The 14,429-nt window shown below is 63.6% G+C and carries 14 protein-coding genes; 3 read left to right on the top strand and 11 right to left on the bottom strand.

What is annotated here, in order from left to right:
* Nucleotides 1–84: 84 nt before the first annotated feature.
* On the bottom strand, nt 85–1,944 hold the full coding sequence (locus ACO06P_RS02275) for a hypothetical protein (RefSeq protein ID WP_420348393.1): 1,860 nt from the start codon (nt 1,942–1,944) through the stop codon (nt 85–87).
* Between the two features lie 282 nt (nt 1,945–2,226).
* Between ACO06P_RS02275 and ACO06P_RS02270 the strand changes: the two genes are divergently transcribed.
* Together ACO06P_RS02270 and ACO06P_RS02265 are read left to right on the top strand one after the other, a co-directional pair.
* A complete protein-coding gene (locus ACO06P_RS02270) occupies nt 2,227–3,507 on the top strand; it encodes a glycosyltransferase family 87 protein (RefSeq protein WP_420348392.1) in 1,281 nt (426 codons plus the stop codon).
* A 185-nt stretch (nt 3,508–3,692) separates the two neighbouring features.
* Nucleotides 3,693–5,243, top strand: a complete 1,551-nt coding sequence (locus ACO06P_RS02265) for a hypothetical protein (protein WP_420348391.1) — start codon at nt 3,693–3,695, stop codon at nt 5,241–5,243.
* A gap of 139 nt (nt 5,244–5,382) precedes the next feature.
* Here the strand turns inward: ACO06P_RS02265 and ACO06P_RS02260 are convergent, their stop codons facing one another.
* The 10 genes from ACO06P_RS02260 to ACO06P_RS02215 all read right to left on the bottom strand — a co-directional run bounded on the left by ACO06P_RS02260 (nt 5,383) and on the right by ACO06P_RS02215 (nt 13,333).
* The gene (locus tag ACO06P_RS02260) at nt 5,383–6,120 is read right to left on the bottom strand and encodes a hypothetical protein (RefSeq protein ID WP_420348390.1); all 738 of its coding nucleotides are present in this window, start codon (nt 6,118–6,120) and stop codon (nt 5,383–5,385) included.
* Nucleotides 6,121–6,266: 146 nt separating this feature from the next.
* On the bottom strand, nt 6,267–6,605 hold the full coding sequence (locus ACO06P_RS02255; RefSeq protein ID WP_420348389.1) for a HesB/IscA family protein: 339 nt from the start codon (nt 6,603–6,605) through the stop codon (nt 6,267–6,269).
* 80 nt (nt 6,606–6,685) lie between these two features.
* Nucleotides 6,686–7,087 (bottom strand): SUF system Fe-S cluster assembly protein, encoded by a 402-nt coding sequence (locus tag ACO06P_RS02250; protein WP_322096942.1) that lies wholly within the window; start codon nt 7,085–7,087, stop codon nt 6,686–6,688.
* A gap of 11 nt (nt 7,088–7,098) precedes the next feature.
* Complete coding sequence (sufU, locus tag ACO06P_RS02245) at nt 7,099–7,569, bottom strand: Fe-S cluster assembly sulfur transfer protein SufU (protein ID WP_420348388.1); 471 nt, start codon at nt 7,567–7,569, stop codon at nt 7,099–7,101.
* A 4-nt stretch (nt 7,570–7,573) separates the two neighbouring features.
* Nucleotides 7,574–8,842 carry an aminotransferase class V-fold PLP-dependent enzyme gene (locus ACO06P_RS02240; protein WP_420348387.1) on the bottom strand — a complete coding sequence of 423 codons (1,269 nt, stop codon included), beginning with the start codon at nt 8,840–8,842 and terminating at the stop codon, nt 7,574–7,576.
* Between the two features lies 1 nt (nt 8,843).
* Entirely contained in the window at nt 8,844–10,160 is a 1,317-nt protein-coding gene (gene sufD, locus ACO06P_RS02235; RefSeq protein ID WP_420348386.1) for a Fe-S cluster assembly protein SufD, read from the bottom strand.
* Nucleotides 10,161–10,186: 26 nt separating this feature from the next.
* Nucleotides 10,187–10,936, bottom strand: a complete 750-nt coding sequence (gene sufC / locus ACO06P_RS02230; protein WP_420348385.1) for a Fe-S cluster assembly ATPase SufC — start codon at nt 10,934–10,936, stop codon at nt 10,187–10,189.
* 5 nt (nt 10,937–10,941) lie between these two features.
* Nucleotides 10,942–11,337: a hypothetical protein gene (locus ACO06P_RS02225; RefSeq protein ID WP_420348384.1), complete on the bottom strand. Its 396-nt coding sequence runs from the start codon at nt 11,335–11,337 to the stop codon at nt 10,942–10,944.
* An 11-nt stretch (nt 11,338–11,348) separates the two neighbouring features.
* Entirely contained in the window at nt 11,349–12,800 is a 1,452-nt protein-coding gene (gene sufB, locus ACO06P_RS02220) for a Fe-S cluster assembly protein SufB (protein ID WP_420348383.1), read from the bottom strand.
* Nucleotides 12,801–12,862: 62 nt separating this feature from the next.
* Nucleotides 12,863–13,333, bottom strand: coding sequence for an SUF system Fe-S cluster assembly regulator (locus tag ACO06P_RS02215; protein ID WP_420348382.1), 471 nt, complete (start codon nt 13,331–13,333; stop codon nt 12,863–12,865).
* Nucleotides 13,334–13,898: 565 nt separating this feature from the next.
* Between ACO06P_RS02215 and ACO06P_RS02210 the strand changes: the two genes are divergently transcribed.
* Nucleotides 13,899–14,294 (top strand): c-type cytochrome, encoded by a 396-nt coding sequence (locus tag ACO06P_RS02210; protein ID WP_420348381.1) that lies wholly within the window; start codon nt 13,899–13,901, stop codon nt 14,292–14,294.
* Nucleotides 14,295–14,429 lie beyond the last annotated feature (135 nt).

The raw sequence follows: 14,429 nt of genomic DNA, 5'->3' as shown, positions 1-14,429 counted from the left end.
CTGATCCGGAGCGGCCAGTCTTATCGAAGAGGCTCAAGATTTTGCTAACGGCCGCAGGTGGCGGCGCAATCGGTGTTGCGCTGATCAGCGCTCGACTGTGAAGAGTTTAGCCTGCTGCGTCAGCGGCTCGGGCAGTGCGATTTCCGAGAGCCAGGCCGGAGGGCGGCCCTCTGCGAGTTGCCGGTAAAGACCGACGCCTCCATCTGCATCCGCCCCTGCGGCGGTGAAGAACAGGCGCTCTCCCGGGCTCTGACAGAGCAGCACGAGATCGATGCCGCGCTGTGTCATCATGGCCCGGGCCTCATCGGGGTCGTTTGTTGCCAGCATGCGATGGCTGTCGTAGATCCCATCGCCGTTGCGGTGATACGGGGTGCCGATCACGGCGTGGCGCGTGCGAAACAACAGCTCCGGCCCGATGTCGAGAAAGGTCAGGATTGTCTGTCGGGAGCCGGCCCAGCGTGGGTCGTTCTCCAGAAAGGCCGCGACCTGGCGCACGTTGCACGCGGCAAGCGATTGGCCGGCAACATCCTTGGCCCTGGCGGTCTGCGCCGTCATGGTAGAACTGACGGTGAGGGGCCCCAGCAGAAAGACCGTGATGACAGCGCCGCGCAGCATGCCGCGGTAGAGATCGCTGCCCAGGCCGTAGCTCCACTGGAGAAAGCGGTCGAAGACCACCGCAAAGGCCATGATGAAGGCAATCTGCGCATAGCCCGAGAAGCGCACGTGCATGACCGCCACCGGCCAGAGCAGCAGGCAGGCGAGCGCCACAAAGGCCATCACCCAAAAGCGCCCCTTGTGCCGCTCGCGGAAGAGGACCGCGGCGAAGAGCGGGACCACCATCAAACCGATACCGAAGTAAAAGACGAAGCGCCCGAAGCTGTCCATATCGGTCGGCACGAGGGGACGCATCTCCATGACCCTGTCAAGCCAGATCGGCAGGATTCGCGGGTCGACTTCGGCCATCGGCCCCATGAAAAAGGGGGGATAGGCGGTGTTTACGAGCAGGGCCGCAGAGGCGGCTCCGAAGAGGCCCAGCAGCAGCCGGCCGAGCGGATGACTGCCGGCCGAGGCCCTGTTCTCGTAGCTTTCCGCTATGCGCCAGAACAGCAGAATGCAGACACAGACGAGGAACTGGACCACGGAGACCCGATCATAGCTGGCCTCCAGGAAGCGGTCCAAAGGCCGCTCAACGAAGAGCGCGACCAGCAGAAGGCCGCTGACGGAGAGGGCGAACCACTTGCTCTGTGCGGCCCTTTCCCGTTCCCCGGCCAGCCAGGGCAGGCCGAGGGCCGCCACGCTGACCGTCAGCGCCAGAAGGAACTCGGTCGAGAGCCAGACACCGAAGCCGGCAAAGGCGCCGGCATAGGCAGCGGGACGGGCGTCCAGCGGGTTTTGCAGGGCGCGCAGGGTAAAGCCGGCGGTGACTACAAAGACCAGCATCAGCAGGCTGTGGTGGTCGGCGCGGCCGGCCACCGAGTAAGCGAGGGCGCCGGGCTGCAGGAAGAACGCGACAGCCGGCAGGAACCAGGCCTCCGGGCGGATCAGCGGCCGCATCGCCCAGGCCAGGGCAAAGCCGGTGGCGAGTTGCAGGAGAGGCGAGACGATGATGCCGGACAGAAAGAGCGCAGCCTCAAAATCCAGACCAAGGGAGGCCGGCACCGCCAGGAGCAGGATCAGCAGGTCGAACGGCCGTGTCCAGTGCAGGGTATCGCCGTAGGGGGCATTGGCGCGGTCGATGGTGCCGTCGAACCAATCCCAACCCTGGTAAAGCTCGGTAACGCGGAGCATGCGCATGTAGCTGTCCGGGCCGGTGAGGCCGGACTCGAAAACCGGCAGTTCGCGGAAGATGATCAGGCTGGCATGGACCAGAGCCCAGGTGATGAGAAGCGCGACGTAGGGCAGCAGCTGTCCGCCCCCAAAACGCTTCGCCGTGTATGATTGCATCGCCCTGCCGCTTGTTGTGCTGCCCGCGAGGGCGCAATCCTGGATATAAAGCGCTAAGGAACGATTAAGTCTGTGGGTTAGCGCACAGCGGCAGAAGGCCCGGCGAGCCGGCATGAAGAGGTCTGCGAAGGCCTCGCTCTTCAATTTCGCTTAATGACTTGCCGTTAGCCTTTGCAGCTGTGCCTGCCCGGTGCGGTGAAGTATCGGCCGTCCGATGGTTTGTCGTCGCAAACTCACTGAAATGAGCTCACCTGAGCTCTGCCGATCGCGAAGGTAACACTCTTGGTTCCCTCGGAAAGAAGAAACGGATCGTTCGGTGAGGGCCTGGGGCAACACGGCCCAGACAGCTATCGCAGCGACGCTGTTTTCTGCCTCTTCATTCTCGCGGTCTGCCTGATCTACAACGCACACGCGCTCTTCACCTACTTCGCTTCCATCTCCGAAGGGATCCTCGATCTCGCCGGGCGACCAATAGGACGCGATTTCATAAACTACTGGACAGGCGGGCATGCGGTCTTTGACGGCATGTACCCGGAAATCTTCGACGTCAGCCTCTACCACCCCTATCAGGAACGGCTTCTCGGGACAGATTTTGCAGACCACAACTGGTCGTATCCGCCGCACATCCTGCTGCTGCTTTGGCCCCTTGGCCTGCTGTCCTACGTACCGGCTCTGGTCTTGTGGTCGGTCGTCACTCTGAGCGCTTACCTTTGGGCATGCCTCGCCACTTCCCGGTTGCGCTGGCCGCTCGTTCCGGCCCTGCTTCTCGCGCCGGCGACCTTCATCTGCTTGACCGGCGGGCAGAACGGGTTTCTGACGGGGGCACTCCTTATCGGCGGATTCGGATTGCTGCGCCGACATCCGGTGCTCGCCGGTATTCTGTTCGGGATCCTGACCATAAAACCGCAGCTGGGCATTCTGATCCCCTTTGCCCTTCTGGCGGCGCGGCAGTGGACTGCGATCGCTTCAGCAAGTCTGACAGCCGCGGCGCTCGTTGGCGGCAGTGTCTTCCTGTTCGGCGCTGAGAGCTGGAAGGCATACTTCGATCTCGTGGCGCCCCTGCAGACGATGATCATGAACGAAGGCAGGGGTCCCTTCCTGACAATGATGCCCTCTGCCTACATCGGTTTGCGCTTGCTGGGGATCGAGCAGGATCTTCGCACGGTCGTACAGGCGCTGCTGGCCCTGGGGGCGCTGGCGGCTGTGCTCTGGGTTTTCGCGCGCTCGCAGGACTGGAGCCTGCAGTTGGCGGTACTGGCTGTCGGGACCTTCATCGCGTCGCCCTACGCCTTCAACTACGACATGACGACTGTCAGCCTCGCTGTCGCTTTGGTGGCGCTGCGCGGCCTTGACTCCGGGTTCCTTCCCGGGGAGCGCATTGTCTTGGCGGTGACCTGGCTGCTGCCCATCACAGTACAATGGATGAACGCCGTCGGGGTGCCGCTTGGCACGCCGATTCTGGCAACCTGCTTTGTCTACCTTCTCCTGCGCGTGCGGGCCGGCATCCAGAGCGCGTCAGTGACGCAGGCGGGCAGGAGCGAACTGGCGTTACAGGGGGACTGAGCCCGGCAACGCAGCGGCCGCGCGGGAGTACTGCCCCAAGCGTCGGGGCGGTCTCCGGTGAGCTGTTAATCCTTTCACAAGTTGGATGCCCTATACCTCCTTGTTCCGCAAACCGGCGGTAGAACCGCGCCATGCCCAGCCTACCACTCTCCGAAGATGCAACCGGTCCGCGGCTGGCTCATTGGTTGCCGTCCCTGGCGGTCTTCGGCTGCGGCGCACTGGTCTTTGTGTTGCCGCTGATCTTCCCCCTGGGGATCGCGCGTGACTTTCCCAACCATCTGGCTCGCGTCTTTATCCAGTATCGCCTGGATCAGGACCCGCTGCTGGCGGCAAACTACGTTTTGGAGTGGCGCCTGATCCCGCACTTGGCGATGGACCTCTTCGCTGTTCCGTTTGCCGGCTGGTTGTCGCCCTATTTGATCGGCGGCCTGTTCAATGGCCTGACCCTGCTGCTGCTGTTCTCCGCCGGTGTCGCACTGCAGCGCCGTCATGCCGGTGCGATCAGCCTCTGGGCGCTGCTGCCGCTGGTCTTTGTGTTCAACGAGGCTTTGCGCTGGGGCTTCATGAACTTCCTGTTCAGCGTCGGTCTCGCCCTCTGGGTTGTCCACTTCTGGCTAGGCGGCGGGCCGGTGTTGCGCTGGCAACGCCTGGTGTTTCTTGCGGCGGCGCAACTGGCGTTGTTCTTCGCCCACCTGCTGGGTTTCCTGCTCTGCGGTTACCTGATTCTGGTGTTGGAGCTGCATCGGGCCTGGCGTGAGCGCCGACAAGGGTTGGCACAGTGCTTGTCGGTCTTTTTCCGGCACATGACGCCGTTCATTGCTCCGCTGCTGCTCTTTGCCTACTTACTTCTCCTCCAGGGTGGCGTGGGCGACGGCGAGACCTCTTATGGCAATGTCGGGACCAAAGCGGCAGCATTCTGGTCACCGACCTCAGCCCTTGCTATCCCTGCCGGGCCCTTGATCCTGCTGGCCTCTCTGCTGCTGGTGTACAGTCTGCTGCGGCGTCGCCTTGCCGTGATCGACGGGCAGCTAAAACCGCTGCTCTGGGCGATGCTGGTGCTGGTCGTCGCCATGCCCAACAAGAATCTCGGGATCTGGGGCCTCGACTTCCGCTTTCCCGCCGTGGCGCTCATTCTGTTGGTGGCGGCGGTGAGGCCGTCCAGCAGCCTTGGCGGGACAGCGCTGTTGAACGCTGTACTGGCGGCACTGGTCGGAACCGCCCTCCTGGCCGGTGGACTGGCGATGGCCGGCAAGGACCGCGAACTGCAGGCGATCAGGCAGGCTCTACAGCAGGCTGAACCCGGCGGCGCGTTGCTTGTAGCCGGCGGCTACGACCCGGTGTGTCGCGGCTGCTATCCGGCATGGGCGGACTACCTGCACAGCGGTTCGCTGGCGGTTATCGAGCGGAGCATGTTTGTGCCGATGTTGTTCACCGTCACATCACCGGTGGCCGCGGCACCAGCGCGGGCCAATCTGGATGTGCCCTACGGCTGGCCGCCGTCGGAGGAGGTGTTGAGAGACGACCGTCATCGTTCTCTCGGTGAGCCGCTGCGCCAGCACGATCCGGATCATCGGTACTGGCACGGTTGGCCAAAGCATTTCGACTATCTTCTATGGCTGCGCCAGAACGGGACGGAACTGCACGGCCTTGAGGAACTGGAAAAGGTGACGGAAGGGCGGCTCTTCGTGCTCTACCGGATCACTGCACCGGCAGCGACCGGTGGCTCCGGTCGCTGAACCGTTCGGAAGCCGGGAATAGAAACGCCCCGGGAGGACGAAGAGTCTCCGGCTCAGCCCGCAATTCCGCCGCGAAAGACGGGCACAGCGATTGGCGCCGCTGCCGGCAGCGCGAACGCCAGGCGGCGCAGCGCCTCTTTCATGGGGTGCCGGCCAGGGATTGCAGGGTCTGGAGTTTCGGTGCGATCAGCATCGACGGATCCGGATAGGGAAGGCAGGCGGTGAGCCCGCCGGTGGTCAGCTTCGGCAGGGCGCAGCACTCCAGGGCCGCGCGGTAGCGCCTGCGCCCGGCGTTGTCGAAGAGGATGAGGCCGTCCGGCTTGACCCGCCTGAGGGCCGCCTTCAGGCAGTGGGCCCGGCAGCGGCCGTCGATGACGATCAGGTCGAACTGCCCTTCGAAGCGGTCGATCGCATGGACGTAATCCAGGAAGTCCCGCCCGCGCCAGCCCGGATGCGCCGACCAGTGACTGCAGTCCGCCTCGGCAGGGCCAGGCTCCACCAGAGTGGCGAGCACGTTCGGGTGCTGTGCCACCATCCTGGTCACAACACCGTGCCAGCGCCGATCATGTTCCACCGAGACCACGATCTCGGCTCGCTTGGCGAGGAAAACCGTGCCGGCCCCCGAACCGTATTCGAAGACCTGGGCCCGGGGCCGCTGCTGCAGGAAGGTGTTGACCAGCCGGGTTGCGCGCAAAGTCCACCTTGGAAGGTCCAGGCGGATCATGGCGTCAATGTCGTGGATGGCGAAGAGGCTGTGGAGCCAGCGCTGCCAATCACCTGATGGGGGTGCTTCCTCGCGCCTCAACACGCCGCTGCTGTAGAGGCCGCTGCCCAGGCCTTGCATGGCATGAGCGTAGGTGCGTTTGAACGTCTGCATGACGGGCCGTGACCGAGACTCTGTTCGCCTTCGACAAGAGAGGGCGATTCTCCCCGCTGCCCGTTAAACTGCGGTTAAGCTGGCGTCACGCGCGCCGATGCGAATCTGTGGAAAAGCCCAGGACGGGGCGAGCCTCCAGGTGGGCCTTAGACGTGAAACGACTCGCCGCAGCCGCAGCGGCCCTTTTCGTTCGGATTGGAGAACACGAAGCCGGTCTGGAACTTGTCCTCGACATAGTCCATTTCGCTACCCAGCAGAAACATCACTGCGGTGGGGTCGATGAAGATCTTGACCCCCTTGTCCTCGACCACGTCCTCCAGCTTGCGCTGTTCCTTGGCGTACTCGACGACATAGCTCATGCCCGAGCAGCCCTTGGTGCTGATTCCGACCCGGAGGCCGAGCACCGGCTCCTCGCTCTTGGCGATCAGCAGCTTCACCCGCTCGGCGGCGGCATCGGTCAGGGTGATGAGGTTCGCAATGGCCATGGGTTTCGGTTCCGTGTTCTCTGCCCTTAATATAGGGATTCTGAGTGTCAACCGGAAGGGGTATTAAGTATCTGTTTTACCTAAAACATTCCTAACGCCAGCTTGGCGTCTTCGGACATCTTCTCAGGCGTCCAGGGCGGATCCCAGGTGAGGGTTACCTGGACTTCGCCGACGCCCTCCGCGCCGGCAACGGCCTCAGCCACCTGCTGCGGCATCTCGCCGGCGACAGGGCAGGCGGGGGCCGTCAGGGTCATCTGGATCGCCACAGAGCCGTCCTTGTGGATGTCGAGATCGTAGATCAGCCCGAGGTCATAGATGTTCACCGGGATCTCCGGGTCGTGGACCTCGCGGATCGCATTCTCCACCGTCAGGCGCTCGGCGACAGGCATGCCCGGCTGCAGGGGGGAGCCGGCCCGCGCCGTCAGTCCCTCCGGCGCGGCGCCAAACCCGAAGCTCTCCATACCGAGCGGATGATCGTTCATCGTGCCAACCCCTATTCCGTCGTCGCGTCTTCACCGCCATTGAGGGCGGAAGCCATGGCGTGCCAGGCCAAGGTCGCGCACTTCACCCGGACCGGAAACTCGCGCACGCCGGCCAGGACCTGGAGCCGGTCCAGGGCGTCTTTGTCTGGCGTCGCCGCGGTCTCGAGGGAGAAGTCTTCCTCGGTGCACAGCCGGTGAAAGTCGTCAAAGAGCTGGCGCGCTTCAGCCTCCGTCTTGCCCAGCAGGATCTCGGTCATCATGGAGGCAGAAGCGATGGAAATGGCGCAGCCATGCCCCTCAAAGGCGGCATCGGTGATCCGGCCCTCATCGTCGGTAGACAGATAGACCGTCACCTGATCCCCGCAGAGCGGATTGTAGCCGCGCGCTTCATGGTTCGCATCCGGCGGGTGGCGATGGTTCCGCGGATGCTTGCCGTGATCCAGGATGACTTCCTGATAGAGTTCGCGCAGGTCCTGCTGCATAGGACTATCCAAACAGCTCCTTCACCTTCTCCAGGGCGCGGGCCAGGGCATCCACCTCGGCCCGGGTGTTGTAGAGACCGAAGGAGGCGCGGGCCGTCGCCGGCAGGCCGAAGCGTTCCATCAGCGGCTGGGCGCAGTGGTGGCCGACGCGGATGGCCACGCCTTCGCGGTCGATGATCGTGCCGATATCGTGAGGATGGATGCCGTCGAGGGTAAAGGAAACGATGGCCGCCTTTTCCTTGGCCGTGCCGTAGATCATCAAACCCTCGATCTGCTGCAGCCGTTCGGTCGCGTAGGCGAGCAGGCCGGCCTCGTGGGCGGCGATCGCCTCGTGGCCGATGGCCTGCACGTAGTCGATGGCTGCGGCCAGGCCGATGGCTTCGACGATGGGCGGCGTGCCCGCCTCGAAACGGTGCGGCGGGTCGGCATAGACCGTTTCCTCGAAGCTGACGGAGCGGATCATGTCGCCGCCGCCCATGAAGGGCGGCATCTCCTTCAGCAGCGCCGCCTTCCCGTAGAGCACGCCAATGGCGGTCGGCCCGTAGAGCTTGTGGCCGGTGAATCCGTAGAAGTCGGCGTCCAGGTCACGCACGTCCACCTTGCCGTGCACAGCCGATTGGGCACCATCCACCAGGACCAGCGCGCCGGCCCGGTGGGCGAGGCGGATGATCTCCTTCATCGGCAGGACCGTGCCCAGCACGTTGGAGATATGGGTCATCGCGACCAGCTTCGTGCGCGGCCCGAGCATGGCCTCATAGGCATCCATGCGGAAGCTGCCGTCTTCGGCGACCGGCACCACCTTCAAGGTGATGCCGATGCGCTCGCGCAGCAGCTGCCAGGGCACGATGTTGGCGTGATGCTCCATCTCGGTGATGATCACCTCGTCGCCAGCCGAGAGGCGGTTCCCGATGCTGTGGGCCACCAGGTTGATGGCCTCGGTGACGTTGCGGGTAAAGACGATCTCGCGCTCGGAACCGGCGTTCAGGAAGCGGGCGACGGTCTCGCGCACGCCCTCGTAGCGCTCGGTCAGATGCTGGCTGAAGTAGTAGGCGCCGCGGTGAACGTTGGCGTAGCAGGTTTCCTGGATCTCGCGCATGGTGTCGATGACCACCTGCGGCTTCTGCGCCGAAGCACCGCTGTCCAGGTAAACCAGTGGCTTGCCGTAGACCTCCTGCTTCAGGATCGGAAAGTCTTCGCGCACCCGCTCCACGTCGAAGGCGAGGGTCGAGTTGCTGCCGGCGGCGATCTCCGCCAGGGTGCTTGCGGCCGTCATTTCAGGCGTCCCCCCGCGTGTCCGCCAGCCAGTGACCGATGGAACTCATCAGGGCCGGGCACAGACCCTCGGCGGCAATCTGGTCAATGCTTTCCGCGAGGAAGGCCTCGATCAGCATGGAGCGGGCCGCAGCCTCGGGAATACCCCGGGCACGCAGGTAAAAGAGTGCGTCGTGATCCAGATCGCCTGCCGTCGCGCCGTGGCTGCAGACCACATCGTCGGCGTAGATCTCCAGCTCCGGCTTGGCGTCGATCTCGGCCTTGTCCGACAGCAGCAACGCCTTGCTCAACTGATGGCCGTTTGTCTGCTGGGCGTCGCGGTGGACCTTCAGCTTGCCTTGGAAGACGGCGCGCGCGCGCTCGTCGATCACGCCCTTGAAGACTTCCCGGCAGGTGGTATTGGGCACAAGGTGCTCGACCACGGTGGTGTTGTCGCAGTGCTGTTCGCCGCGCACCAGATAGGCACCGTTCAGATGGCAGTTGGCGCCTTCGCCGGCCAGGCGCACGCTGGCCTCGTTGCGCGACAGTCGCGCCCCGGTGGTCATAACGAAGGAGTCGTAGCTGGCATCGCGCCCGATCTCCGCCTTCACGGTGGCCAGGTGGAAGGCATTCAGCGCATCGGCCTGCAGCTTGTAGTGGCGCAGGGTGGCTCCTTGGCCGACCGCTACCTCGGTGAAGGTGTTGTTGAGGTAAGCCTGTTCGCCGATGTGGCTGAAGTGCTCGATCAGCGTGGCCTGGCTGCCCTCTTCGAGCATCACCAGGTTGCGGGGATGATAGGCGAGGGGCGCCATCCCGGCTCCGCCGAGATGAATGACCTCGACCGGATGCTGCAGCACGGCGCCGCGCGAAAGGCGCAGGACGAAGCCGTTCATCATCATCGCCGTGTTGAGGGCGAGCATCGGTTGTGCTGCAGCATCGTCCAGGTGATCCAGATGGCCTGCCAGCCAGTCGGGGTCGTTTGCCAGCTGCTCGCTGAGCGGCAGCAGGCTGGCGCCCTCCGGCAGGGTGCCGAGACTCGAGAGGTCGCTGCGGAAGTGGCCGTCCACGAAGACCAGGCGATGGCTCTCGGTCGCATCGGGCAGCAGGCTGGGTGCGCGGTCGATGGACACGCAGGCGCGCGGCACACCCTCGGCCGCAAAATCGACCTTCTCGATGGGCCGCAGGCTGGTGTACTTCCAGCTTTCCCAGCGCGGGGTCGGTAGCCCGCTTTCGGCGAAACGCTTGAGGCCGCGGGCGCGCAGGTCCGTCAGCCAGGGCAGGTCCTGACCCGGAAGGTGGTCCTGCAGGGCGCCGAAATGCTCACTGAATGCTTGCGTCATGATGTTCTCTTCGTCCTGCCTGCCGCTTAGGCCGCTGCCCCGGTGAATTCGGCGTAGCCCTTCTCCTCCAACTCATGCGCCAGTTCCTTACCGCCGCTGCGTTGGATGCGCCCCCCTGCCAGCACATGGACATGGTCGGGCACGATGTACTCCAGCAGGCGCTGGTAGTGGGTGATCACCAGCATGGCGTTCTCGGGCCCGCGCAGCAGATTGACGGAATTCGCGACCGTCTTCAGAGCGTCGATGTCGAGGCCGGAATCGGTCTCGTCGAGCACCGCCAGACAGGGCTCCAGCACCGCCATCTGCAGGGCCTCGTTGCGCTTTTTCTCGCCGCCGGAGAAGCCGACATTGACCGCGCGCTTCAGCATCTCGTCGTTGATGTTCAGCAGCTTGGTCTTCTCGCGCACAATCTTCACGAACTGCATGGCGTCCAGTTCGTCCTCGCCACGGTAGCGACGGACGGCGTTCAGCGCCTCCTTCAGGAAGGTGGTGTTGGGGACGCCGGGGATCTCCACCGGATACTGGAAGGCCAGGAAGACGCCTTCGCCGGCCCGCTCCTCGGGGTCCATATCGAGCAGGTTCTTGCCTTTGAAGAGAACCTCGCCCTCGCTCACCTCATAGCCTTCCCGGCCTGTGAGCACGTAGGAGAGAGTCGACTTGCCCGAGCCGTTGGGACCCATGATGGCATGCACCTCGCCGGGCGCGATGGTCAGGTCGATGCCCTTCAGGATTTCCTTGCCGTCGACGGTGGCGTGCAGGTTCTTGATTTCAAGCATTGGGTCTACGCATCCTCTGTCTCTTTGCCTTGCGCCGCTTCGCGGTCCGCAGGCGTGAACTCTCTGATCACTTCGATCTTGCCGACGATGTTGGCGTTGAAGTCTTCCAGCCGCTCGGCCGGGATCCAGTATTCCTCATGCTCGGCGCCACCGACGATCTTGCGCTCGAAGCCGTCGAGGAAGGATTTGCGAACATGGAAGCGGGTCACGAAGCCCTTGCCGTCGCCGGTCTTGGTATTCCAGTCCCGCGCGATCTGGCAGGCGTAAGCCTCATTCGTCACCGGGTAGAAGATCGGTTGCTCCGGCAGGCGCGGCGGGAAGCCCTTGAAGTCGGCCTCGCGGATCAGCGCCAGCTCGTTCGAGCCCGTCGGCCGGTAGAGCGTGATGGTGTCCTCGGTCATCGGAACGCCGCCTAGCCGACACTGCCTTCCAGGGAGATTCCGACCAGCTTCTGCGCTTCCACGGCGAACTCCATGGGCAGCTGCTGCAGCACCTCGCGGCAGAAACCGTTGACCACCAGGGCGACGGCGTCTTCCTCGGAGATGCCCCGCTGGCGGCAGTAGAAGAGCTGGTCCTCGCTGATGCGCGAGGTGGTGGCCTCGTGCTCCAGGATGGCGTTGCGGTTCTTGCTTTCGATGTAGGGCACGGTGTGTGCGCCGCAGCGGTCGCCGATCAAAAGCGAGTCGCACTGGGTGAAGTTGCGTGCGCCCTCGGCCTTGGCGGAAATCCGCACGAGCCCGCGGTAGGTCGAGTCCGACTTGCCGGCCGAAATGCCCTTGGCGATGATCCGCGAGCGGGTGTTCTTGCCCAGGTGGATCATCTTGGTGCCGGTGTCGGCCTGCTGATGGTTGTTGGTGATGGCAATGGAGTAGAACTCACCCACCGAATTGTCGCCCTGCAGGATGCAGCTCGGATACTTCCAGGTGATGGCCGAGCCGGTCTCGACCTGGGTCCAGGAGATCTTGGAGTTGCGGCCACGGCAGGCGCCGCGCTTGGTGACGAAGTTGTAGATCCCGCCTTTGCCGTCCTCGTCGCCGGGATACCAGTTCTGCACGGTCGAGTACTTGATCTCGGCATCGTCGAGGGCGATGAGTTCAACCACCGCGGCATGGAGCTGGTGCTCGTCGCGCATGGGCGCGGTGCAGCCTTCCAGATAGCTCACGTAGGAGCCTTCGTCGGCGATGATCAGGGTGCGCTCGAACTGGCCCGTGTTTTCCGCGTTGATGCGGAAATAGGTGCTGAGTTCCATGGGGCAGCGTACACCCTTGGGGATGTACACGAAGGAGCCGTCGGTGAAGACCGCCGAGTTCAAGCAGGAGTGCTTGTTGTCGCCGTAAGGGACCACCGAGCCCATGTACTTGCGCACCAGTTCCGGATGCTTCTGCACGGCTTCCGAGATCGAGCAGAAGATGACGCCGACCTCTTCCAGGTTCTTCTTGAAGGTGGTGGCCACCGAGACGCTGTCGAAGACCGCGTCCACGGCGACGCCGGCCAGCTTCTCCTGCTCACGCAGGGGAATGCCCAGCTTCTCGTACGTTTCGAGCAGCTTGGGGTCGACCTCGTCGAGGCTTTGGGGACGATCCTCCGGCGCCTTTGGGGCGGAGTAGTAGTAGGCGTCCTGATAGTCGATGGGCGGGAACTGCACCTTGGCCCACTCCGGCTCCGGCATGGTCAGCCAATGGCGATATGCCTTGAGGCGCCACTCAAGCAGCCACTCCGGCTCGTCCTTCTTGGCCGAAATGAAGCGGACGATGTCCTCGCTCAGACCCTTGGGCGCGGTTTCGGTCTCGATCTCGGTGAAGAAGCCGTACTTGTACTTCTCGATCCCGCGGACCTGTTCGACTGTCTCAACCGTTGCAGCCATCCAACTATTCTCCTGACATTCCCGTTCTTTACCGGGGGTTCCTGCGATCAGACTTTGGGCAATCAGACTTTGGTAAGGGATGCAGCCTCTCGTGATTCTTCCTCGGCGCGCTGCGGCAGCCTGAAAGGTTCGGGGAAGGCGGTCATGTCCGCCAGGCTGACGCTGCTGAGCGCTTCCTGGATCGCGCTGTTCACTTTGTTCCAGTTGCCGTGCATCGGGCAGAGCGATTCCACGCCGCAGGAGTCCGAAGCGCCGTCCACGCAGGCGGTCAGGGCGATCGGTCCTTCGAGCGCCTGGATAATCTGGGCGACCGTGATCTGCTCGGCACTGCGGCTCAGCGTGTAGCCGCCGGCCGCGCCCCGCTGCGCGGTTACGAGCCCGGCCCGTCCCAAGAGGTTCAGAAGCTTCGATACGGTCGGCAGGGGAACGGCGGTGTCCTCGGAGATCTGCTGCGCCGAGCGCAGCTCGCCGCGCAGGCTCATCTGCGCCATCACAACCACCGCGTAGTCTGTCAGCCGGTTCAACCGGAACATGGCCAGCCTCAAATCATACTAATCTGGTATGATTTTAAATATAAGATATTGCGGGATAATCAAGTGATAACGGCTCGCAACTCGGACTAATTTGGTAAAGTTTCCAGCCCACTCCCGGCTGCCGGGTTCGTCGGCGGCGCCAGACGGAAAAAGGGGAGCCGCGGGGCCTCCCCCTGGAAGAACTTTATGACGGGCGGTGTCTTGCCTTGGGACCGAAAACCGCCTGCGGTCGGGGTTCTATGCTGTCCGGGGCTGTCCGGGCAATTGCCGGGCGCTGGCGACAATGCCATATCGCTCTTGCATCCGACCGTGGAGGGGTCGGCTTTCTCGCAGGGTCCCTCGCAGGACCGGCCCTGCAGGGAGTCATGACAGCCGCCGCCCTGTGCGTCCGAGCGCTTCGGGATGGCGGCCTGCCGGGCTTTGCCAGGACAGGCCTGCGACACTTCGGACCTTGTCTTAATGGCTGAGCGCTCCATACTCTGCGGCGTCGGCAGCCCTTTGCGGCCGCCTCAGGAGAGTCTTTCCCGCGAGGGAAAACCAACAAGACCAAGACCGGAGTGAATTCATGGGAGTAAAGAGCTCGCTTGTCGCAGTGGTGTTTGCCGCCGCCGCGTTTCATACCATGCCCGCCCTGGCCGAGGGCGATGCCGCCAACGGCGAGAAGGTCTTCCGCAAATGCGCGGCCTGTCATGCGGTTGAAGAAGGCAAGAACAAGGTCGGCCCAAGCCTGTTCAACGTTGTCGACAGCCCGGTCGGCCACGTGGAAGGTTACAGGTATTCCAAGGCCATGGCCGCCTATGGCGAGGGCGGCGCGATCTGGGATATGGCCACTCTGGACGCTTATCTGGAAGCGCCGAGAAAGGCTGTCAAAGGCACGAAAATGGCCTTTGCAGGCCTGAGGAAGCCTGAGGAAAGGGCGGATGTGATCGCCTATCTCATGCAGTTCAAGGCCGCAGAGTAAACCCCGGATCATTCTGGTTTGAGGCGCCGGCCCCGGGCGGGACCGGCGCTTCCCTTTCGCCGCGCTTCAACCTCTTGTGATTGGGAGTTGATGCGCGAAGAGAGCCCAGGAGACGCAGAATAAGCACGGAGCGGG

The sequence above is a fragment of the Pelagibius sp. genome, assembly GCF_965227505.1.
GTDB lineage: Bacteria > Pseudomonadota > Alphaproteobacteria > Kiloniellales > Kiloniellaceae > Pelagibius.
This window is presented reverse-complemented; position numbering and strand designations above follow the sequence as displayed.